The 20,161-nt window shown below is 71.1% G+C and carries 18 protein-coding genes; 12 read left to right on the top strand and 6 right to left on the bottom strand.

Annotated elements, in window-relative coordinates; all coding sequences use genetic code 11:
* Positions 1-5: 5 nt before the first annotated feature.
* The 4 genes from L1Z78_RS01480 (at position 6) to L1Z78_RS01465 (ending at position 6,086) form a co-directional block, all read left to right on the top strand.
* Positions 6-710, top strand: a complete 705-nt coding sequence (locus L1Z78_RS01480) for an ABC transporter ATP-binding protein (RefSeq protein WP_234642068.1) — start codon at positions 6-8, stop codon at positions 708-710.
* 62 nt (positions 711-772) lie between these two features.
* The gene (locus L1Z78_RS01475; RefSeq protein WP_234639815.1) at positions 773-2,395 is read left to right on the top strand and encodes a GMC family oxidoreductase; all 1,623 of its coding nucleotides are present in this window, start codon (positions 773-775) and stop codon (positions 2,393-2,395) included.
* Between the two features lie 17 nt (positions 2,396-2,412).
* Positions 2,413-4,056, top strand: a complete 1,644-nt coding sequence (locus tag L1Z78_RS01470; protein ID WP_234639814.1) for an AMP-binding protein — start codon at positions 2,413-2,415, stop codon at positions 4,054-4,056.
* Between the two features lie 410 nt (positions 4,057-4,466).
* A complete protein-coding gene (locus L1Z78_RS01465) occupies positions 4,467-6,086 on the top strand; it encodes a YifB family Mg chelatase-like AAA ATPase (protein WP_234639813.1) in 1,620 nt (539 codons plus the stop codon).
* On the opposite strand, the gene L1Z78_RS01460 is transcribed toward L1Z78_RS01465, so the two are convergent.
* Entirely contained in the window at positions 6,081-6,998 is a 918-nt protein-coding gene (locus tag L1Z78_RS01460) for a LysR family transcriptional regulator (protein ID WP_234639812.1), read from the bottom strand. The genes L1Z78_RS01465 and L1Z78_RS01460 overlap by 6 nt on opposite strands.
* A 105-nt stretch (positions 6,999-7,103) precedes the next feature.
* On the opposite strand from L1Z78_RS01460, the gene L1Z78_RS01455 reads away from it, so the two are divergent.
* Positions 7,104-8,306 carry a YbfB/YjiJ family MFS transporter gene (locus tag L1Z78_RS01455; RefSeq protein WP_326491963.1) on the top strand — a complete coding sequence of 401 codons (1,203 nt, stop codon included), beginning with the start codon at positions 7,104-7,106 and terminating at the stop codon, positions 8,304-8,306.
* A gap of 32 nt (positions 8,307-8,338) precedes the next feature.
* Complete coding sequence (locus L1Z78_RS01450) at positions 8,339-9,412, top strand: NAD(P)H-dependent flavin oxidoreductase (protein ID WP_234639810.1); 1,074 nt, start codon at positions 8,339-8,341, stop codon at positions 9,410-9,412.
* Here the strand turns inward: L1Z78_RS01450 and metC are convergent.
* The 4 genes from metC to L1Z78_RS01430 all read right to left on the bottom strand — a co-directional run bounded on the left by metC (position 9,409) and on the right by L1Z78_RS01430 (position 13,924).
* Complete coding sequence (gene metC, locus L1Z78_RS01445; protein WP_234639809.1) at positions 9,409-10,611, bottom strand: cystathionine beta-lyase; 1,203 nt, start codon at positions 10,609-10,611, stop codon at positions 9,409-9,411. The genes L1Z78_RS01450 and metC overlap by 4 nt on opposite strands.
* Positions 10,611-11,609, bottom strand: coding sequence for a Bug family tripartite tricarboxylate transporter substrate binding protein (locus L1Z78_RS01440; RefSeq protein WP_234639808.1), 999 nt, complete (start codon positions 11,607-11,609; stop codon positions 10,611-10,613). The genes metC and L1Z78_RS01440 overlap by 1 nt, the downstream gene beginning before the upstream one ends.
* A 49-nt stretch (positions 11,610-11,658) precedes the next feature.
* Positions 11,659-13,233, bottom strand: coding sequence for a rhodanese-like domain-containing protein (locus L1Z78_RS01435; protein WP_234639807.1), 1,575 nt, complete (start codon positions 13,231-13,233; stop codon positions 11,659-11,661).
* Positions 13,234-13,333: 100 nt separating this feature from the next.
* Positions 13,334-13,924, bottom strand: coding sequence for a cysteine dioxygenase family protein (locus L1Z78_RS01430; protein WP_234639806.1), 591 nt, complete (start codon positions 13,922-13,924; stop codon positions 13,334-13,336).
* 96 nt (positions 13,925-14,020) lie between these two features.
* Here L1Z78_RS01430 and L1Z78_RS01425 point away from each other — a divergent pair, with 96 nt between their 5' ends.
* The 4 genes from L1Z78_RS01425 to L1Z78_RS01410 all read left to right on the top strand — a co-directional run bounded on the left by L1Z78_RS01425 (position 14,021) and on the right by L1Z78_RS01410 (position 17,251).
* Entirely contained in the window at positions 14,021-14,881 is an 861-nt protein-coding gene (locus L1Z78_RS01425; RefSeq protein WP_234639805.1) for a LysR substrate-binding domain-containing protein, read from the top strand.
* Positions 14,882-15,030: 149 nt separating this feature from the next.
* Positions 15,031-15,345, top strand: coding sequence for a DUF3649 domain-containing protein (locus L1Z78_RS01420; RefSeq protein WP_234642067.1), 315 nt, complete (start codon positions 15,031-15,033; stop codon positions 15,343-15,345).
* Positions 15,346-15,347: 2 nt separating this feature from the next.
* The gene (locus L1Z78_RS01415) at positions 15,348-16,970 is read left to right on the top strand and encodes a PepSY-associated TM helix domain-containing protein (protein WP_418921664.1); all 1,623 of its coding nucleotides are present in this window, start codon (positions 15,348-15,350) and stop codon (positions 16,968-16,970) included.
* On the top strand, positions 16,967-17,251 hold the full coding sequence (locus L1Z78_RS01410) for a DUF3325 domain-containing protein (protein ID WP_234639804.1): 285 nt from the start codon (positions 16,967-16,969) through the stop codon (positions 17,249-17,251). Before L1Z78_RS01415 ends, L1Z78_RS01410 begins: the two co-directional genes overlap by 4 nt.
* Positions 17,252-17,264: 13 nt before the next feature.
* Here L1Z78_RS01410 and L1Z78_RS01405 read toward each other — a convergent pair whose 3' ends face one another.
* Entirely contained in the window at positions 17,265-18,062 is a 798-nt protein-coding gene (locus tag L1Z78_RS01405) for an SDR family NAD(P)-dependent oxidoreductase (RefSeq protein WP_234639803.1), read from the bottom strand.
* 102 nt (positions 18,063-18,164) lie between these two features.
* Here L1Z78_RS01405 and L1Z78_RS01400 point away from each other — a divergent pair, with 102 nt between their 5' ends.
* The gene (locus L1Z78_RS01400; protein WP_234639802.1) at positions 18,165-19,091 is read left to right on the top strand and encodes a LysR family transcriptional regulator; all 927 of its coding nucleotides are present in this window, start codon (positions 18,165-18,167) and stop codon (positions 19,089-19,091) included.
* 258 nt (positions 19,092-19,349) lie between these two features.
* Positions 19,350-20,123 (top strand): ferredoxin--NADP reductase, encoded by a 774-nt coding sequence (locus L1Z78_RS01395; RefSeq protein ID WP_234639801.1) that lies wholly within the window; start codon positions 19,350-19,352, stop codon positions 20,121-20,123.
* The last annotated feature ends 38 nt before the right edge of the window (positions 20,124-20,161 follow it).

The raw sequence follows: 20,161 nt of genomic DNA, 5'->3' as shown, positions 1-20,161 counted from the left end.
CACCCATGCTGCAGATCGAAGGCCTGCAGGTGCGCTACGGCGCCGTCGAGGCGCTCAAGGGCATCAGCCTGCAGGTGCATGCCGGCGAAGTGGTCACCCTCATCGGGGGCAACGGCGCGGGCAAGAGCACGCTGATGAAGGCCATCTCGGGGCTGGAGCCCGTGGCCGCCGGCCGCATCCTGTTCGAGGGGCAGGACATCACGCGCCTGCCGGGCCACCGCCGCGTGGCCCTGGGCATCGCCCAGTCGCCCGAAGGCCGCCAGGTCTTCGCCGACCAGAGCGTGCGCGACAACCTGGTGCTGGGCGCCTACCACCGCAGCGCAAGCCATGCCGAGATCGAGGCCGATATCGAGGCCCGGTTCCAGGCCTTCCCCCGGCTGCGCGAGCGCCAGCACCAGGCCTCGGGCACGCTGTCCGGCGGCGAGCAGCAGATGCTGGCCATCGCCCGCGCGCTGATGGCCAGGCCCCGGCTGCTGCTGCTGGACGAGCCCTCGCTGGGGCTGGCGCCGCTGATCGTCAAGGAGATCTTCGGCATCGTGCGCGGCCTCAGGCGCCAGGGCATGACCGTGCTGCTGGTCGAGCAGATGGCCAACCAGGCCCTGGCCGTGGCCGACCGTGCCTATGTGCTGGAGACGGGCCGCATCACGCTGCAGGGCGCGGGGGCCGAGCTGCGGCGCGATCCGAAGGTGCGCTCCGCGTATCTTGGGTAGCCCCCTGGGGCGCTGCGCGCCTTCTCCTGTGGCAAGCGATTCGATACTTCATGGATCAGCGCATGGAAAGCTTTGACTACGTCATCATCGGCAGCGGTGCCGGGGGTTCCATCGTGGCCAGCCGGCTGGCGCAGGAGCCGGGGGTCAGCGTGTGCGTGCTGGAGGCGGGGCCACCCGACCGGCATCCGTTCCTGCACCTGCCGGCCGGGTTCATCAAGGTGGTCTTCCACCCGCGCTACGCCTGGCAGTTCAGCAGCGAGCCGACGCCGTGGACCGATGGCCGGCGCATTCCCATTCCCCAGGGGCGCACGCTGGGGGGCTCCACCGCTGTCAACGGCCTGGTCTACAACCGGGGCCAGCCGGCCGACTATGACGGCTGGGCCGCGCGCGGCAATCCGGGCTGGAGCTTTGCCGAGCTGCTGCCCTATTTCCAGCGCACCGAGCGCCGCATCGGCCCGGCCGACGAGGACTTTGCCGGTCGCCACGGGCCGCTGCCGGTGACCCTGCCGGACTGGACGCATGCGCTCAACGAGGCCTTCATCGCGGGCGCGGCGGAACTGGGCATGCCGCGCAATCCCGACTACAACGGAGCCACCCAGGCCGGCGCCGGCTATTTCCAGCGCACCATCCACCAGGGGCGGCGCATGAGCACGGCCACCGCCTTCCTGCACCCCGCGCTGCGGCGCGGCCAGGGCCTGGAGGTGCGCACCGGCGCACGCGCCACGGCCATCCTGCTGGAGGGCCGTCGGGCCACGGGCGTGGCCTATCTGCAAGGCGCAACGCAGCGCACGGTGCGGGCGCGCCGCGAGGTGGTGCTGTGTGCCGGCGCCATCAACACGCCCCACCTGCTGCAACTGTCCGGCATCGGCCCGCCGGCCTTGCTGCAGCGCCACGGCATGGCCGTCGCCCATGCGCTGGCGGGCGTGGGCGAGCATCTCAAGGACCATTTCAGCATCCGCCTGGTGGCCCGCACGCGCGGCACCGTCACCATCAACGAGCTGGCGCGCATGCCGCGCCTGGCCGGGCAGCTCGCGGCCTGGGCCCTGGGACGGCCCAATGTGCTGTCGCTGAGCCCGTCCATGGTGCACTGGTTCTGGCACTCCCGGCCGGGGCTTCAGCGGCCCGACCTGCAGGGGGTCTTCACCCCGGCCAGCTACCGGGCCGGCTACGTGGGGCAGCTGGACCGCTTTCCCGGCATGACCTGCGGCGTCTGGCAGCACCGGCCGCAGAGCATGGGCAGCGTGCGCCTGGCCTCGGCGGACCCGATGCAGGCCCCGCTGATCCAGCCTTGCTACCTGGAGCACGAGGAAGACGGCCGCGTGCTGCTGGACGGCACCCGGCTGGCACGCCGGCTGCTGCAGACCGAGGCCCTGCGGCCCTTCGTCGAGGCCGAAACCCTGCCCGGCGTGGCCGTGCAGCGCGATGACGAGCTGCTGGACTACATCCGCCGCTTCGGCGTCTCGTCCTACCATGTCAACGGCACGGCGCGCATGGGGCCGGCCGATGATGCAGGCGCGGTCGTGGATGCGCGGCTCAGGGTCCATGGCCTGCAGGGCCTGCGCATCGCCGACGCCTCGGTCATGCCCGACATCCCGTCCGCCAACACCTGCGCCGCCACCATGATGATCGGCGAGAAGGCCGCCGATCTCCTCCTCGAAGATGCACGCCGAGCCTCGGCGGCATGACCCCATGACCCAGCGACATGATTGAACTCGACCCCCACACCACCATCGGCCAGGCCCTGGAGCGGGCCGCCGAACGCTATGGCGACCGCCCGCTGCTGGCCGTTCCCGCCCACCCGCAGCGTGACTACGACGGCGAAGGCCGCGAGATCTCGTTCACGCAGGCGGCCGAAACCGTGCGCGCGCTGGCCCGGCGCTATGCCGCCGCAGGCTACGGACTGGGCCACCGCGTCGGCCTGCTGCTGGAAAACCGCCCCGAGCACCTGCTGCACAAGCTGGCGCTCAACAGCCTGGGCGCCTGCTGCGTGCCCATCAACCCCGACTACCGCCCGCCCGAAACCGCCTACCTGGTGGACCACGCCCGGCCCGACCTGCTGCTGGTGCTGCACAGCCGCCGCGCCGATGTGGACGCGGCCCTGCAACTGAGCGCGCACCGCCCTGCCGTGGCCGGGCTGCAGGCGCTGGACACGACCCCCCTGCCCCGCTGCGCCACGCCGGCCCAGGCCGGCGCCGTGCAGGCCGACACGCCGGCCAGCATCCTCTACACCAGCGGCACCACGGGCCGGCCCAAGGGCTGCGTGCTGTCGCACCGCTACGAGCTGGCCTCGGGCCTGGCCTACGCCACGCGCGGCGGCCTGGCCACGCTGCAGGAGGGACAGGAGCGCATCTACAACCCGCTGCCGCTGTTCCACGTCAACGCCTCCATCCTGTCCTTTTTCTGCGTGCTGCTCACGGGCGGCTGCCAGGTGCAGTCCGACCGCTTCCATCCGCTGCGTTTCTGGCAGGAGGTGCGCCAGACACGCGCCACGGTCGTGCACTACCTGGGCGTGATCGTGCAGATGCTGATGGCCCAGCCGCCGTCCGCCCAGGACCGCGCGCATGCGGTGCGCTTCGGCTTCGGCGCCGGGGTCGAGCCGCAGCTGCATGCGGCTTTCGAAGCGCGCTTCGGCTTCCCGCTGCTGGAGCTGTGGGGCATGACCGAGATGGTCCGCGCCCTGGTCGACTGCCATGCGCCGCGCCAGGTGGGCACGCGCGCCTTCGGCCGCCCGCTGCCCGAGGCCGGCGTGCAGGCGATGGTGGTGGACGAGGCCGGCGAGGAGGTGCCGCGCGGCACGGTCGGCGAGCTGGTCATCCGCCACTCGGCCGAGACACCGCGCCAGGACTTCTTCAGCGGCTACCTGGACGACCCCGAGGCCACCGAGGACGCCTGGCGCGGCGGCTGGTTCCACACCGGCGACCTGGTCACGCAGGACGGCGGGGGCATGCTGCATTTCGTGGACCGGCGCAAGAACATCATCCGCCGCTCGGGCGAGAACATCGCCGCCGCCGAGGTCGAGGCCACCCTGCTCACCCACCCCTGGGTGCAGCAGGCCGCCGTGATGGCCGTGCCCGACGACATCCGCGAAGAGGAAGTCCTGGCCTGCGTGGTACTGCAGCCCGGCCTGGACCCGGGCCTGCACGCGGACGCGGCCCGGGCGCTGTTCGCCCACTGCGATTCCCAGCTGGCCTACTACAAGCCGCCGGGCTGGATCTGCTTCGTGGAACGCATCCCGACCACGGGCACGCAGAAGATCCAGAAGCACGCCATCTTCCCTGGTGGCACCGATCCTCGCCAGGCGCCGGGCGCGGTGGATCTGCGCGACCTGAAGAAAAAGCGCCGGTGAGAAGAAGCTGTGCCAAGGTCTCCTGCGGCATGGTGTCGCTGGCCTGCAGTGCCCCAGGGATTCCCTTTCTCCGGCGAACGCAGCCCTCCGGTACCGCGTCAGTACTTCAATCCCGTGTCGCACTTACGTGCCCGCGAAAGCCGGGAAAGGGGCCCGAGACGCCGATGGCGGTCAGAGGCTCTGCGCGGCCCGATGAAGAAGCCGACGATGCGCATGCCCATGGCGACATTCGCGGCGGATGGAACCCGCGCTCAACCGGCCATCTGTCTGATTTTCAGGTCACGAAGGTCAGAATAGTCTGAAATTGAGCGCCGATGCATTTCAAACCGCCAGACCCTGCCCATACTGGCCGATGGGCCGCGACACAGCTTGCGGCCTCTTTGTCTGTCTGCCGTTCCTGCGAGGTGCCCATGGGTCTGGCCCTGGTTCAAAGTCGTGCGCTGCTGGGGCTGGCCGCCCCGCGCGTCACCGTGGAAGTGCATCTGGCCAACGGCCTGCCGTCGTTCACGCTGGTGGGCCTGGCCGATGTCGAGGTCAAGGAGGCACGCGAGCGCGTGCGCTCGGCGCTGCTGAATTCGGGGCTGGAATTCCCGAGCAACAAGCGCATCATCGTCAACCTCGCGCCGGCCGACCTGCCCAAGGACTCGGGGCGCTTCGACCTTCCTATCGCGCTGGGCATCCTCGCGGCCAGCGGCCAGATCGACGGACAGGCCCTGGAGCGCTACGAATTCGCGGGCGAGCTGTCGCTGTCGGGTGCGCTGCGGCCGGTGCGCGGCGCGCTGGCCACGGCCCTGGCCCTGCACCGCCAGCAGGATGGCGCCTGCCTGGTGCTGCCGCCGGGCAGCGCGCAGGAGGCGGCCTTCGTGCCCTCGGCCCAGGTGTTCTGCGCCCACCACCTGCTCGACGTGGTGCGCCGCTTCATCGCACGCGCGGCCCATGCCCCGGAGCCGGCGGCGGAGAGCGAAAACGCCGCAGGCCAGGGCACCGGGGAGGAGCCGGCAGATGAGGCCGCCGCCGGGCCCCCCCGGCCTTGCACGGGACCGGGCTGGCACGCGGTGCAACCGCAGCCCGCCACAGCCGTGCGCAGCGGGCTCGACCTGGCCGAGGTGCGCGGCCAGGCCCAGGCACGGCGCGCGCTGGAGATCGCGGCGGCCGGGGGCCACGGCCTGCTGCTGGTGGGACCGCCGGGCTCGGGCAAGTCCATGCTGGCCCAGCGCTTCGCCGATCTGCTGCCCCCCATGAGCGACGACGAGGCGCTGGAGGCCGCCGCCATCGCCAGCCTGGCCGGCCGCTTCACGCCCGAACGCTGGCGCCAGCGCCCCACGGCCAGCCCGCACCATACGGCCAGCGCCGTGGCCCTGGTGGGCGGAGGCTCTCCGCCGCGCCCCGGCGAGATCTCGCAGTCCCACCATGGCGTGCTCTTCCTCGATGAATTCCCCGAGTTCGCGCGCAGTGCGCTGGAGGCGCTGCGCGAGCCGCTGGAGACGGGCCAGATCACGATCGCCCGGGCAGCCCAGCGCTGCGAGTTTCCCGCGCGCTTCCAGCTCGTGGCGGCCATGAACCCCTGTCCCTGCGGCCACTGGGGTTCGACCGTGCAGCGCTGCCGCTGCACGCCCGACAAGGTGGCGCGCTACCAGGCACGCATCAGCGGCCCGCTGCTGGACCGCATCGACCTGCATGTGGAGGTCGGCGCCCTGCCCCCGCAGGAACTGCTGGCCGCGCGCAGCGGCGAAAGCAGCGAGACCGTGCGCGAGCGCGTGGTCCAGGCCCGCGCGCTGGCCGTGCAGCGCCAGGGCGGCGCCAACCACCAGCTCCAGGGCCAGGCCCTGGACGAGCACCTGGGCCTGTCGCCCGAAGCCCTGGCCTTCGCCCACAAGGCCGCTGCACGCCTGGGCTGGTCGGCACGCAGCACCCACCGCGCGCTCAAGGTGGCGCGCACCATCGCCGACCTGGCCGGCAGCGAGGCCATCGAGGTCGGGCATGTGGCCGAGGCCATGCAGTACCGCAGGGTGTTGCGGTCGCCGTCATGACGTGACTGCGATCTGCTCTTCGGCGCCGGCGCCATCGGCCTGCCCCCCGATCCCCAGCAAGCCCACGCAGGCGTGCAGGGCCGGCGACCAGCCGGTGCGCGCGGGCACGGCGAACCAGGTTTCCACATGGGCCACTTCCCGGGCCAGTGCGCCGGGCAGGGCCGTGATGTGCACGCCGAAGCGGTGCTGCTGGGCCTGGACCACGCTGCGGGGCAGCAGGCCGTAGCCCATGCCGGCGGCCACGCAGCCGAGGATGGCGTCCAGCGATCCCATCTCCATGATGCGCGCCGCCACGCCGCGCGCGGCCAGCAGCAGCTCGATGCGCTGGCGGTAGCTGCAGCCCTGGCGGAAGGCCAGGAAGGGCATGGCGCTGAGCTGGGCGGCATCGGGAAAACGCTGCAGCGCGAAGGCGGTGACCAGGACCAGTTCCTCCTCGAACACCTTCCACCCCTGAAGGCGGGACTGGGGCGGCATGCCCGAGACGAAGGCGCAGTCCAGCCGCCCCGCCAGCAGGTCGGCCAGCAGTTCGGCCGTGGTGGCCGTGCGCAGCTCCAGGTCCAGGCCGGGCTGGGCCTGGTGCAGGCGTGCCAGCAGCGGCGGCAGGCGCAGCGCGGCCGTGGTCTCCATGGAGCCGATGCGCAGCGCGCCGGCCGCCCGGGCGCTGCCCTGCAACAGGGCCAGGGATTCATCATGGTCGGCCAGCATGCGCCGCGCGTAACGCTCCAGCAGGCGCCCGGCGGGCGTGGCATGCACGGGCGCGCTGCGCTCGATCAACTGCACGCCGGCCTCGTCCTCGAGCTTTTTCACATGGGCCGTCACATTGGACTGCACGGTGTGCAACTGCTGGGCGGCGGCGCCGAAGCTGCCGCTGTCGCAGACGGCCAGGAACATGCGCAGGGACTTCAGTTGCATTGCGGCCTCCGGGAACATTGCCATCTTCAATGAAGATCGATCGGATCATTTTGAATCATTGGACATGATGATCCAGCCCGCTTAAGGTATGCCCATTCTTCCGGCATGGCCCGCACTCCCGTGATCCAACGCAACGAACTCTCCCTGCTGCTGACCGGCTTCATGGCCACGCTCAGCGGCGTCGGCCTGGCACGTTTCGCCTATACCGCGCTGATGCCGCAGATGGTGCATGCGGGCTGGTTCAGCGGCGAGCAGGTGGCCTACCTGGGCGCGGCCAACCTGCTGGGCTACCTGATCGGCGCGCTGGCCGCCGCGCCGCTGGCCGAGCGCCTGGGCGCGCTGCGCGTGCTGCGGTGGTGCTGGGCGGCCACGGCGCTGAGCTTCGCGGCCTGCGCCTGGCCGCTGCCCATGCCCTGGTTCTTCACCTGGCGCTGCATCTCGGGCATCGGCGGCGCCATCCTGATGGTGCTGGGCCCGTCGGTGGCCCTGGCGGCCACCCCCTTGCAGCGGCGCGCGGCCCTGGGACCGCTGATGTTCTGCGGCATCGGCGCAGGGGCCCTGCTGTCGGCCACGCTGATCCCGCTGCTGGCGCGCCAGAGCCTGGGCGCCGTCTGGTGGGCGCTGGCCGGCGTCTGCGCCTGGGCAGGCTGGCTGGGCTGGCGACATGTGCGGCGGCTGCCGATAGCCCCCCCCGTCGCCATCACGCCGCATGCCGCGCCGGCGCCCTCCGCCCCCCTGTGGACGCTGCCGGTGGTGCTGGTGATGCTGGCCTACATGACCGACGCCTTCGGTTTCGTTCCGCATACGGTGTTCTGGGTGGACTATCTGGCGCGCGAGCTGCAGCTGGGCGATGCCTACGCCTCCACGCAATGGGCCTTCTTCGGCCTGGGCGCCATCGCCGGGCCGCTGGCGGCCTCGGTGTGCGCCACGCGCTTCGGCTGGTGGGGCACGACCACGGGGGCCTATGCGCTCAAGGCCCTGGCCACTGCCATGCCGCTGTTCTGGGCGGGGTTTGCAGGGCATGCGACCTCGTCCTTCCTGGTGGGCGCACTGTCACCAGGCATGGCAGCCATCACCTCGGGCTATCTGATGCAGCTGATCGGCCCCGCGCAGCACAAGCGCATGTGGGGCTATGCGACGGCGGCCTTCGCGCTGATGCAGGCCGTGTCAGGGTACTTCATGGCCTGGAGCTATGCAGGCCTGGGTTCGTACCAGCGCCTGTTCGTCATCGGCAGCACGTCGCTGCTGCTGGGCACGCTCATGGTGGCCGCCAGCCGTGCCAGCGCGCGCCGGCAGGCCGCCGCATGAGCCACGGGATTCGAGAGCAAGCAAGGAGTCGCATGAGCACCGCAGAAACCGCATGGATGGCCCGCATGGGCATGCGCCATCCCATCATCCAGGCCCCGATGGCCGGCACCTCCACGCCCGCGCTGGCGGCTGCCGTCAGCGATGCGGGCGGCCTGGGCTCGCTGGGCATAGGCGCCAGCACCACGGAACAGGCGCGCCAGCAGATCGTGCAGACGCGCGCGCTGACCTCGGGAGCCTTCAACGTGAACCTGTTCTGCCACCAGCCGGCCCGGACCGATGCGCAGCGCGAGGACGCATGGCTGGCCCGCCTGACGCCCGAGTTCGCGCGCTTCGGTGCCACGCCACCCGCCGCGCTGAACGAGATCTATGCCACCGCCGTCGGCAATGCCGCGCTGCAGGCCATGCTGCTGCAGGAGCGGCCCGCCGTGGTGAGCTTTCATTTCGGGCTGCCGGAGCAAGGCTTCATCGACGCGCTGCGCGCGGCGGGCATCGTGACCCTGGCCAGCGCCACATCGCTGGACGAGGCACGGCAGGTGGAGCAGGCCGGGGTCGATGCCATCGTGGCCCAGGGCGTGGAGGCCGGGGGGCACCGCGGCACGTTCGACCCCGCGCAGGACCGCATGATGGGCACCTTCGCCCTGGTGCGCGTGCTGGCGCGCAACACGGCCCTGCCGGTGATCGCGGCGGGCGGCATCATGGACGGCGAGGGCATTGCGGCCGCGCTGGGCCTGGGCGCCTGCGCGGCGCAGCTGGGCACGGCCTTCATCCTCTGCCCTGAATCGTCCGCCAGCCCGGCCTACCGGGCCGAGCTGCGCAGCGAACGCGCCCACCACACGGGATTGACGGCCGCCATCTCCGGACGGCCTGCGCGCGGCATGGTCAACCGGCTGCATGCGCTGGGCGCCAGCCATGGCCAGCCGCTGCCCGACTATCCGCGTGTGTACGACGCAGGCAAGGCACTGCATCAAGTGGCCTCGGCCCAGGGCTGCTCCGACTACGCGGCGCACTGGGCCGGCCAGGGCGCGCCGCTGGCGCGCGAGATGCCGGCGGCCGCGCTGGTGCGGACGCTGGCCGGCGAACTGGCGCGCGCCCAGGCTGGCCGCTAAAGCGCCGCCAGCCCCTGCTCCAGGTCGGCGATGAGGTCGCGCGGTGACTCCAGGCCGATGTGCAGGCGCACCACGGGGCCCCGCGCGCTCCAGTCGGTGACGCTGCGCGCCTGCGCCATGTGCGCGGCCGTCGCCAGGCTCTCGTAGCCGCCCCAGGAGGCGCCGATGCCGAACAGCCGCAGGCTGTCGATGACGCGGTCCACGGCGGCCTCGGACGTGCCAGGTACAAGCTCCAGCGACACCAGGCCGTTGGTGCCCTGGCAGTCGCGCAGCCACAGCGCATGGCCGGGGTGCGTGGGCAGCGCGGGGCAGAACACGGTAGCCACGGCCGGGTGCTGCTGCAGCCAGCGGGCCACCTCCAGCGCATGGGCCTCGTGCATCCGCAGCCGCGCCGCCAGCGAGCGCATGCCGCGCAGCACCAGCCAGGCATCGTCCGGGCTGACCGCCATGCCCATGGCATCGCAGCGCGCGGCCAGGGGCTCCCAGGCGGCCTCGGTGGTGGACACGGTGCCCATCATCACGTCGGAGTGACCGGCAAGGTACTTGGTGGCCGCCATCACCGAGACATCGGCCCCCAGCGCCAGCGGCCGGTACTGGCAGCCCGAGCCCCAGGTGTTGTCGGCCACCACCAGCGCGCCACGCGCATGGGCCATGGCCGCCAGCGCGGGCAGGTCGCACATCTCGTAGACCAGCGAGCCCGGGCATTCGGCGTAGAGCATGCGGGTGTTGGCGCGCATGCCCGCCTGGGCATCGCTGCCGTCGGCCGCGAAGAAGCTGTACGCGATGCCATAGGGTTCCAGGAACTGGCGCGCCAGGTGTCGCACGGGCTGGTAGGCGCTGTCGGTCAGCAGCACATGGTCGCCGGGACGCAGATAGCTCAGCAGCACCATGGCGATGGCGGCCAGCCCCGTGGGCAGCAGCCGCGTGCGGTGGGCGCCCTCCAGCGCGCTGACGGCATCCTCCAGCGCGAAGCCCGTGGGCGTGCCGCGCGCGCCGTAGCTGAAGATGCGCTCGCCCCCCCGGCGCTCGCGCATCTCGCGCTGCTGGGCCGTGCTCTCGAACAGCACGGTGCTGGCGCGCACCACGGGCGGGTTGACGGCCGTGCCGCCCGCATAGGCCGGGCGCTTGCCCGCATGCAGCAGCCGGGTCTGCAGGTCCAGCGCGGGGGCGCCGGGCTGGGGGGCGTGATCGGCAGCCATCAGTCGATCTTCGCGCCCGAGAGCCTGACCACGCGCGACCAGCGCTCCATGTCCTGGCGCAGCTGGGCGGCGAAGGCCTCGGGGGTGCTGGCCACGACCTCGCTGCCGCCATCGACGATGAGTTTGGTGACCTCGGGCAGGTGCAGGGTGCGCACGATGGCGTCATGCAGGTAGGCCACGCGCTCGGGCGGCGTGCCGGCGGGGGCGAAGAAGCCGTACCAGTCCTCGAAGCGCGCATTGCGCAGGCCCAGTTCCTCCAGCGTGGGCACCTTGCCGAACACGCCGATGCGGCGCGGGCTGGTGACGGCCAGCGCGCGCACCTGGCCCGCCTGGATCATGCCGGCCACGGACGAGGTGGAGGTGATCAGCACATCGACCTGCTGGCCCAGCAGATCGTTGATGGCCGGCCCTGCGCCTTTGTAGGGAACATGGGTCATGGGCACGCCGTTTTCCTTGGACAGCACCACGCCCACCAGATGCGACAGCGTGCCGTTGCCGGGCGTGGCGTAGGTGACGCGGCCCGGCTCGCCCTTGCTGCGCGCCATCAGGTCGGCAAAGCTCTTGAGAGGCGAGGCCGAGGCGACCACGATGGCCAGCGGCGCCGCGTTGATCTGCGTGATGGGCACGAAGTGCTTGAGCGGATCGAAGCCCGGCGCGTTGTACAGCGTGGGGTTGACGGCCATCAGCGAGACCTGGCCCGTGAGCAGGGTGTAGCCGTCGGCCTTGGCGTCGGCCACGGCCTTGGCGCCGATGTTGCCACCCGCACCGCCACGGTTTTCCACCACGGAAGGCTGACCCGTGGCCTCGGTCAGGCGCGTGGTCACCCAGCGCGTGCTGGCGTCATTGCCGCCGCCCGGCGGGAAGGGCGAGATGAAGCGGATCGGCTGGCTGGGGAAGCCGTTGCGCGCAGGCAGCGGCTCGGCCGAGGCCTGCGGGAGCAGGGCCAGGGCCGCGAGGCCGGCGGCCAGCATCCTGGCCAGGCTAGGGATTGCGAACATGTCTTGTCTCCTGTCGTTATGTGTGTTGTGCCGCCAGTGCGCCGATCCGTCAGGACAAGGCGTGCTCCGGAAGGCGGAAGGCGGCCAGTTCCTGCGCATCGAGCTGGGCAACGAGCCCCGTCTCCCAGGCCAGGTAGCGGCGCGCCGCCTCCTTGTTGCCGTCGTGGCGGTCGTGCACGAAGAACAGGTAGTCGATGCACTCGGCATCGGGCGGGCTGTCCGGCGTGGCCTCGGCCGACAGGCGGGCCTCGCGCCAGGCGGCCATGCCGCCGTCGAGCAGCAGCGGTGCCGCCCTGCCCGAAAGCTCCAGCGCGGCCCACTGCGCCATGCCGGGTTCATCCGCGACCAGCACGATCTGGCGCGCCTCGCCCGCGAGGTCCTGCGCCAGGCGCGGACGGATGGACCAGCGCGCGCCGGCGATGTGGCCGGCGCGGTAGGCCATGCCGGCGCGCAGGTCGACCACGGCCACATCGCCCTGGCGCATGCGTTCCTGCAGTTGCGCCACGGAGATGCCGGCCAGCGCAGGGGGCTGCGGCGGCTGCACCGGCTCCAGCGCCAGGCCGCTGTGCAGCCCGCCCTGCAGCACGCTGGCGTCATGGCCCAGCTGGCGCAGCCAGCTCGCCACCACGGGGGCGCGCACGCCGTCGCTGTCGAACAGCACCAGGCGCGCGCCGCGCACGCCCACGTACTGGTCGCCGGCCTGCATGAGCTGGCCGCCCGGCGTGTGCTGGGCGCCGGGCAGGGAGCCGGCCTTGAATTCCTCGGGCGTGCGCACGTCGCACAGGAACAGCGTGCGCGCTGCGTCCTGGCTCCAGGCGCGCACGGTGTCGGCATCGACCTCGGGCACCTCGAAGCGCCGCGCCAGGGCCTGGGCCTGGGCCTTCAGTTGCGTGCTGGCAGAGTCCTCGCCATAGCAGCGCGTGCCGCCGTGCTCCAGCGGCAGGTCGGCCAGGTACCAGCCCTGGGTGCCGTTCTCCAGCGCGTAGACGGGGTTGGGAATGCCCAGGTTGATCAGCGTCTGCGCGCCGATGATGGAGCGCGTGCGGCCCGCGCAGTTGACCACGATGGGCGTGGCCGCGTCGGGCACCAGGCGGCTGACGCGCAGCGCCAGCTCGCCATTGGGGCAGCACAGGGCGCCGGGGATGTTCATCTTGTGGAACTCGGCGACCGGCCGCCCGTCGAGCACGACCAGGGGCAGGCCCGCGGCCTGGCGCGCCGCCAGCTGCCGGGCCGTGATGCGCGGCGTGCCATAGGCGTGCTCGGCCAGTTCGCCGAAGGTCTTGGAAGGCAGGTTCACGCCCGCGAACAAGGTGTAGCCCGCCGCACTCCAGGCCCGGGTGCCACCTTCGAGAACGGCCACCTGGGCGTAGCCCAGGTCCTGCAGGCGCCGGGCGGCGCGTTCGGCCACGCCCGCAGCTTCGCCATCGTCATAGGTCACGACACGCACCTGCCTGCGCGGCACCAGGCGGGGCACGTCCAGCTCCAGCCGGCTGTAGGGCAGGGGCGTGGCGTAGAACAGGTGCGATTCGCCGTACTGGCCGTGCTCGCGCACGTCGAGCAGCGCGATCTCCTGGCCGTCGTGCAGCCAGGATTTGAGGGTGTGGGCGTCAATGAATGCGGTCATTGCAGGGGAGTCCAGGGGAAATTCGGGCAAAGCCTTGCCAGGCGCGCCCGTCGGGCGCGCTGCGGCAGGGATGGAAGAAGCGTCCGGTGGGGGAGCAGGATCAGCGGCGCGTCTGCACGCCGATGGCCATGGTCTGGCAGGTGCCGGTGGCCAGGTCGTAGCTGGTGCGCTCGTTGAGCGTCTCCAGCGCGCGGCCGTACATGTGCAGGTGGCGGATGACCTGCTCGCCCTGGATCTCCACCGAGTGGATGTCCTCGGGCATGAGGGCGATGCCCTGGCCCGGCGCCACGACCACGAGGTCCGTCTCGCGCAGCGTGCCCTTGCCGGGGACCGATCCGTCGTCGGTGCGCTCGTAGACGCGGTTGTGCTCCGTGCCTTCGACGGCGGCGATGCAGGCCCAGGTCGTGTGGTTGTGCGGCACGATGCGCTTGCCGGGGCGCATGACGTTGAGGTACAGCGCATAGCTCTGGTCCGCATCCTCGGCGATCAGGTAGCGCGCCTGGTGCTCGCCCTGCTCGGGGGCCGCGTAGTCGGCCTGCTGCCAGAATTCGCGGCGCGCGGCCAGGCCCAGCAGCTGCTGGAGCACGGTGTCCAGGCTGGCGCGCGTGGCCGGGCCTTCGCCTATCGCCTGCTTCATGGAATCTATGGCGGTCTTGACGGCGGCGCCGCGCTGTTCGGTGGTGGTGTTCAAAGGGGACTCCTTGTCGTCGTTGAGGTCCACTGTAGTCAGGCGCCCTGCCCGCAACAATCCGCGCGGCGCCCGAAAATACTTCAATAAAATTGAAGTATGGAGACGCTGGACCTGGATCTGCTGCGCACGCTGGCCGCCATCGCCAGCCAGGACAGCTTTGCCGCGGCCGCCGTGCAGCTGGGCCGCACGCAGTCGGCCATCACCCAGCAGATGCAGCGGCTGGAAGAGAAGATCGGCCACCCGCTGTTCCAGAAGCAGGGCCGGCAAAAGCGCCTCACCGACCATGGCCAGCGCCTGCTGGGCTATGCGCGCCACATGCTGGCCATCCATGACGAGGCCCTGCGCAACCTGCTGCACCCCCAGGTGCAGGGGCTGGTCCGCATCGGCGCCCCGCACGACGCGGCCGACACCATGCTGCCGCCCGTGCTCCAGGAGATCGCGCTGAACTTCCCCGGCATGCAGATCGACATCCACGTGGGCCGCAGTCCGTTCCTGATGGAGTCGCTGCGCCAGGGCGAACTGGACCTGGCCATCTCCAACCGCGAGGACGAGGGCTTCGAAGGCTTCGCGCTGCGCTCCACGCCCACGGTCTGGCTCTGCGGCGCAGGCTATGCCCACGACCCCGGCAAGCCCGTGCCCCTGGTCATGGCCGACGGCCCCAGCATCTTCCGGCGCCTGGGCTGCGAGGCGCTGGATGCGGCAGGCATTGCCTGGACGCCGCGCCACACCTGCACCAGCCTGGTCGGCATCCGTGCGGCCCTGCGTGCGGGCCTGGGCGTGACGGCGCGCGGCGTGGAGCAGCTGGACCCGGGCCTGCGCGTGCTGGGCGCGGGCGACGGCATGCCGCCGCTGCCGGACCTGGTCTACCGGCTCTGCATCCGCAGCCACGTGGTCAATCCCGTGACACGCCAGGTCTTCGAGAACCTGCGGGCGCGCATGCGGGTGCCGGCCGGCTGACGACAGGGCCTGCCGGCACCTTCTCCGCTTGACAACGTCGCTTGTAATGGGACTTATTCTCAAATAATATGCGACGCCTGCGGCACCCGTGCCCGCAGACCGCCCGGCCCGGGCGGTGTTCTTCCCGAGCCTTTTCCAGGCCCTGCGCCATGCCATCTCCTCACCTTCGCCGCCCCATCGCCTGGGCCCGCAACCATGGTCCGCTGACCTCCCGCATCCTTGCCGCGCTGTTCGGCGGCTACGCCGTGGCCGCGCTGTCCAGCGTGGCCGTGCTGGCCCTGCCCGCGGACCGGGTCCAGGCCGCCATCTCGGGCACCTTGTTGAGCTTTGCCGTCTACGCGGGCGCGGCGGTCTGGGTGTTCGCGGTGCGCAGCGCCTGGCGCGCCTGGGCGGGCCTGCTGGTCGCGGCCCTGGTGCTGGCGCCCGCCGCCTGGTGGACATGGGGCCAGGGGCTGGGAGCGTGACCATGGACAGCAAGAAGAAGGCCAAGGCGCCCGGTATCCGCCAGACCATGTCCGACCTGCACACCTGGGTCGGCCTGCTGCTGGGCTGGTTCCTCTATGCCATGTTCCTCACGGGCACGGTCAGCTATTTCAAGAACGAGATCACGCAGTGGATGCAGCCCGAGCAGCCGCACCATCGCCAGGCCGTCGAGCCTGCCCTGGCGGCCCGGCGTGTGGGCGATGCCATGGCGGCCATGGCGCCGCAAAGCCCGCAGTGGCTGATCAACCTGCCCGATGCGCGCAGCACCACGGCCACGGTGTTCTGGAGTCCGCCGCCAAACGGCGAAGAAGGCCGGCGCCGCTTCGAGACCACCCGCTTCGACCCGGTGACGGGTGCGCGCCTCGAGGGCCCGGTGCGCGAGACGCGCGGCGGCGAATTCTTCTACCGCTTCCATTTCCAGTTCCACTACATGCCGGTGATGTGGGGCCGCTACCTGGCGGGCCTGTGCGCCATGTTCATGCTGGTGGCCATCGTCAGCGGCGTGATCACGCACAAGAAGATCTTTGCGGACTTCTTCACCTTCCGCTGGGGCAAGGGCCAGCGCTCCTGGCTCGATGCCCACAACGCGCTGTCGGTGCTGGGCCTGCCCTTCCATCTGATGATCACGTACACCGGCCTGGTGACCCTGGCCCTGATGTACATGCCCTGGCCCAACATGGCCACCACCATGACGGCCGAGCAGCGCCTGGTGGCCGGCCAGCAGGTCTCGGCCTTCGTCCCGCCGGGCAAGCCCTCGGGCCAGGCCGCGCCGCTGGCCTCGCTGGCCGACATGGTGCGCCAGGCCGAGCAGCGCTGGGGCGCAGGCCAGGTCGCACGCCTGAACGTCAACCTGCCCGGCGACGCCAATGCCCGCGTGACGGCGGTGCGCGGCGAGCAGGGCCGGGTCTCGATCAGCCCGCAGTTCATGCAGTTCGACGGCGTCAGCGGCCAGTTGCTCCAGGCCCAGGACCGCGTGGGCGCGGCGGCCGAGACGCGCGGCGTGCTCTATGCGCTGCACCTGGGCCGCTTCGGCGACCTGGCCACGCGCTGGCTGTACTTTCTCGTCAGCCTGGCGGGCACGGCCATGGTGGGCACGGGCCTGGTGCTGTGGAACGTCAAGCGCCGCGGCAGGCTGCCCGACCCTGACCAGCCCCATTTCGGCTTCCGCCTCGTGGAGCGGCTGAACATCGCCACCATCGCGGGCCTGTCCATCGCCATGGCCGCCATGCTGTGGGCCAACCGCCTGCTGCCCGTGGAGATGGCCCAGCGCGGCGAATGGGAGATCCATGCCATGTTCATCACCTGGGGCGCCACCCTGGTCTGGGCGCTGGGCCGGCCGGCCAGGCGCGCCTGGGTCGAGCTGCTGTGGACCGGCGCCGCCGCGCTGGCCCTGTTGCCGGTGCTCAACGCCGTGACCACGGACCGGGGCCTGGTCGCCAGCCTGCGCGAGGGCGACTGGGTGTTCGCAGGCATGGACCTGATGCTGCTGGCCCTGGCCGCGCTGCACGCCCACCTGGCGCTGCGCACGCAGCGCCACCGGCCCAAGGCCAAGCCGGTGCGCGCGACGCGGCCGGCGCCTTCCTCCACGCAAGAGGCCCAGGCATGAGCGCCGCCCACCTGATCTGCCAGCTCCTGGCCCTGGCCGCCTTCGCCTGCCTGGCCCTGGCCATGGACCGCCACCAGGAAGACGTGCTCGGCAAGGAACTGCCACCCGCACAGACCCGGCGCCTGCGCGCGGGCGGCTGGGCACTGCTGGCGCTGTCGCTGTGGGCCGCACTGCAGGTGCAGCCCTGGTCGCTGGGCCTGGTGGCCTGGTTCGGCCACATCAGCGCCGCCGCCGCCGTGGTGCTGCTGTCCATGGTGGCGCGCGAACGCCTGCGTCGCTGACCCCCCCTCTTTCTCAGAGAAACATTCCGCCCGAGGCCTCGATGCGCTGGCCCTGCACCCAGCCCATGCCGGGCTGCAGCAGCGCCGCCACCACGGGGCCGATGTCATCCGGCCGGCCCACGCGGCCCAGTGCCGTCTGCGCGGCCAGCGCGGCGCCGAGCTGCGCATCGTCGCGCACCCGGCCCCCGCCGAAGTCTGTGGCGATCGCCCCCGGCGCCACCGTGTTGACGCGGATGCCGCGCGGACCCAGCTCCCGCGCCAGATAGCGCGTCAGCACCTCGACCCCGCCTTTCATGGCTGCATAGGCCGCGTACCCGGGCTGGGTGAAGCGTGTCAGCCCGCTGGACAGATGGACGATGCTGCCGCCATCGCGCAGCAGCGGCAGCAGTTGCTGGGTCAGGAAGAACGGCGCCTTCAGGTGGATGGCGAACAGTTCGTCGAGCTGGGCTTCGGTGGTGGTGGCGAACGGTGCATGGATGCCGATGCCCGCGTTGTGCACCAGGGCGTCCAGGCGATCGGCCTGCCAGGCCCCGTCCAGGGCCTGCCGTACGCTGTCGGCGAAATCCGCGAAGCCCGTGCTGCGCGCCACGTCCAGCGGCAGGGCCACCGCCCGCCCGCCCAAGGCCTGGACAGCGCCCACGGCGGCCCGGCCCTCGTCGGCGCGGCTGCGGTAGGTCAGCACCAGATCGAAACCCTGGCGGGCCAGGTGCTCGACGGCATTGCGACCCAGGCCCCGGCTGCCGCCGGTGACCAGGACGATGGGGCGGCGCGCGGCCGATGCGGGAGCGGGTGCAGGGGTGGATGCGGTCATCGGGAACTCCAGGAATGCGGTTGCGATGCCATGCACTGTATTGATCATGATTTCATGGATAAATACGGTATCCGCGATTTATTTGTTCATCACAGGCAAACAATGAAGCTTCTCGAACAGATGCAGATCTTCAGCCGCGTGGCCGAGATGGCCAGCTTCACGCGTGCCGCCGACAGCATGGGCCTGCCCAAGGCGAGCGTCTCCCAGGCCGTGCAGCAACTCGAGGCCCGGCTGGGTACGCGGCTGCTGCACCGCACGACGCGGCGCGTGCAGCTGACCCAGGACGGACAGGCCTGCTACGAACGCTGCCAGGACCTGCTGGCCGAGCTGGACGATTTCCAGGGCCAGTTCCGCCAGGACGCGGACGCACCGCTGCAAGGCAAGGTGCGGCTGGACATGTCCACGGGCCTGGCGCGCCATGTGGTCATGCCGTTGCTGCCGCAATGGCTGCGCAGGCATCCGGGGCTGGAGCTGGAGATCAGCTGCACCGAGCGGCGCGTGGACCTGGTCGGCGAGGGCTTCGACTGCGCGCTGCGCCTGGGCCCGCTGGACGACGACGGCCTGGTCGCCCGTCCTCTGGGCCTGCTGCCCCTGGCCAACTGCGCCAGCCCCGCCTATGCGGCCGCCCACGGCCTGCCCCGGCAACTGGCCGACCTGGGCACCCACCGGCTCGTGCACTACCAGCGCACGCTGGGCACGCGGGCCCAGGGCTTCGAGTACGAGGAAGGTGGCGAGGCGCGCTACCTGCCCATGGCCGGCGCCGTCACGGTGAACAATGCCGAGGCCTACCTGTCGGCCTGCCAGGCCGGCCTGGGCCTGATCCAGGTGCCGCGCCTGGCCGTGCAGCCGCTGCTGGACACGGGCCTGCTGATCGAGGTGCTGCCCGGCCACCCGCCGCCCCCCATGGCCCTGCACCTGGTCTACGCCCACCGTCGCCAGTTGCCGCGGCGCGTGCGCATGCTCATGGACTGGCTGGCCGAGGCCGTGCAACCCTGGGTCCTGGACACTGGCCCGGCCGGGAAGCAATGACCACGGTTTGCGTGGATCGGGCCACCTTCATTCGACTTATCACTAATCCGTATCAAGACAAAGGCCCGGGCCGCACCGTTTTCGGACCATTTACCGGACAATACGCAGCTTGCCCCGGTCACCGGCCGCCACGAAGCAGCGGCATCGCGCCACGCGCCCTGCCCCTGTGCTTCCCCGCCACCGCGTGCCTGCACGGCACGGACCCTCATCGCAACGTCATGGCAGGCCCTGCCTGTCCGAATTCACCGTATTGCCATCATGAGTGCTTTTCTTGAAGAACGCGTGCTGTCCGTCCACCACTGGACCGACCGCCTTTTCTCCTTCACCACCACCCGTGACACCGCGCTGCGCTTTTCCAACGGCCATTTCACGATGATCGGCCTGAAGGTCGACGGCAAGAACCTGCTGCGCGCCTACTCCATCGCCAGCCCCAACTATGAGGAGCACCTCGAGTTCCTGTCGATCAAGGTGCCCGACGGCCCGCTGACCTCGCGCCTGCAGAACATCCAGGTGGGCGACACCATCATCGTCGGCAAGAAGCCCACGGGCACGCTGCTGATCGACTACCTGCTGCCCGGCAAGAATCTGTACCTGATCGGCACCGGCACGGGCCTGGCCCCCTGGCTGGCCGTGGCCCGCGACCCCGAGACCTACGAACGCTTCCAGAAGGTGGTCGTGGTGCACGGCGTGCGCCACGCCAACGAACTGGCCTACCAGGAGCTGTTCGAGAAGGAACTGCCCGAGCACGAGTTCCTGGGCGAGATCGTCAAGGACAAGCTGGTCTACTACCCCACGGTGACGCGCGAGCCCTTCCGCAACCAGGGCCGCATCTCCAACCAGATCACGGCCGGCACCTTCCCGCAGAACATCGGCCTGCCCGAGCTCAATCCCGAGACCGACCGCGTGATGCTGTGCGGCAGCCCCGCCATGCTCAACGAGCTCAAGGAGCTGCTGGAGCACCGCGGCTTCAAGGAAGGCAACACCACCACGCCCGGCGACTTCGTGGTCGAGCGCGCCTTCGTCGAGAAGTAAAGCCCACGACAGCCCGTGGCGGGGCGGCTGCCGATAAT

This window comes from Delftia tsuruhatensis (assembly GCF_903815225.1).
GTDB classification, from domain to species: domain Bacteria; phylum Pseudomonadota; class Gammaproteobacteria; order Burkholderiales; family Burkholderiaceae_C; genus Comamonas; species Comamonas tsuruhatensis_A.
Note: the sequence above shows the minus strand (reverse complement) of the source record. Positions and strands in the feature narration are given on the sequence as shown.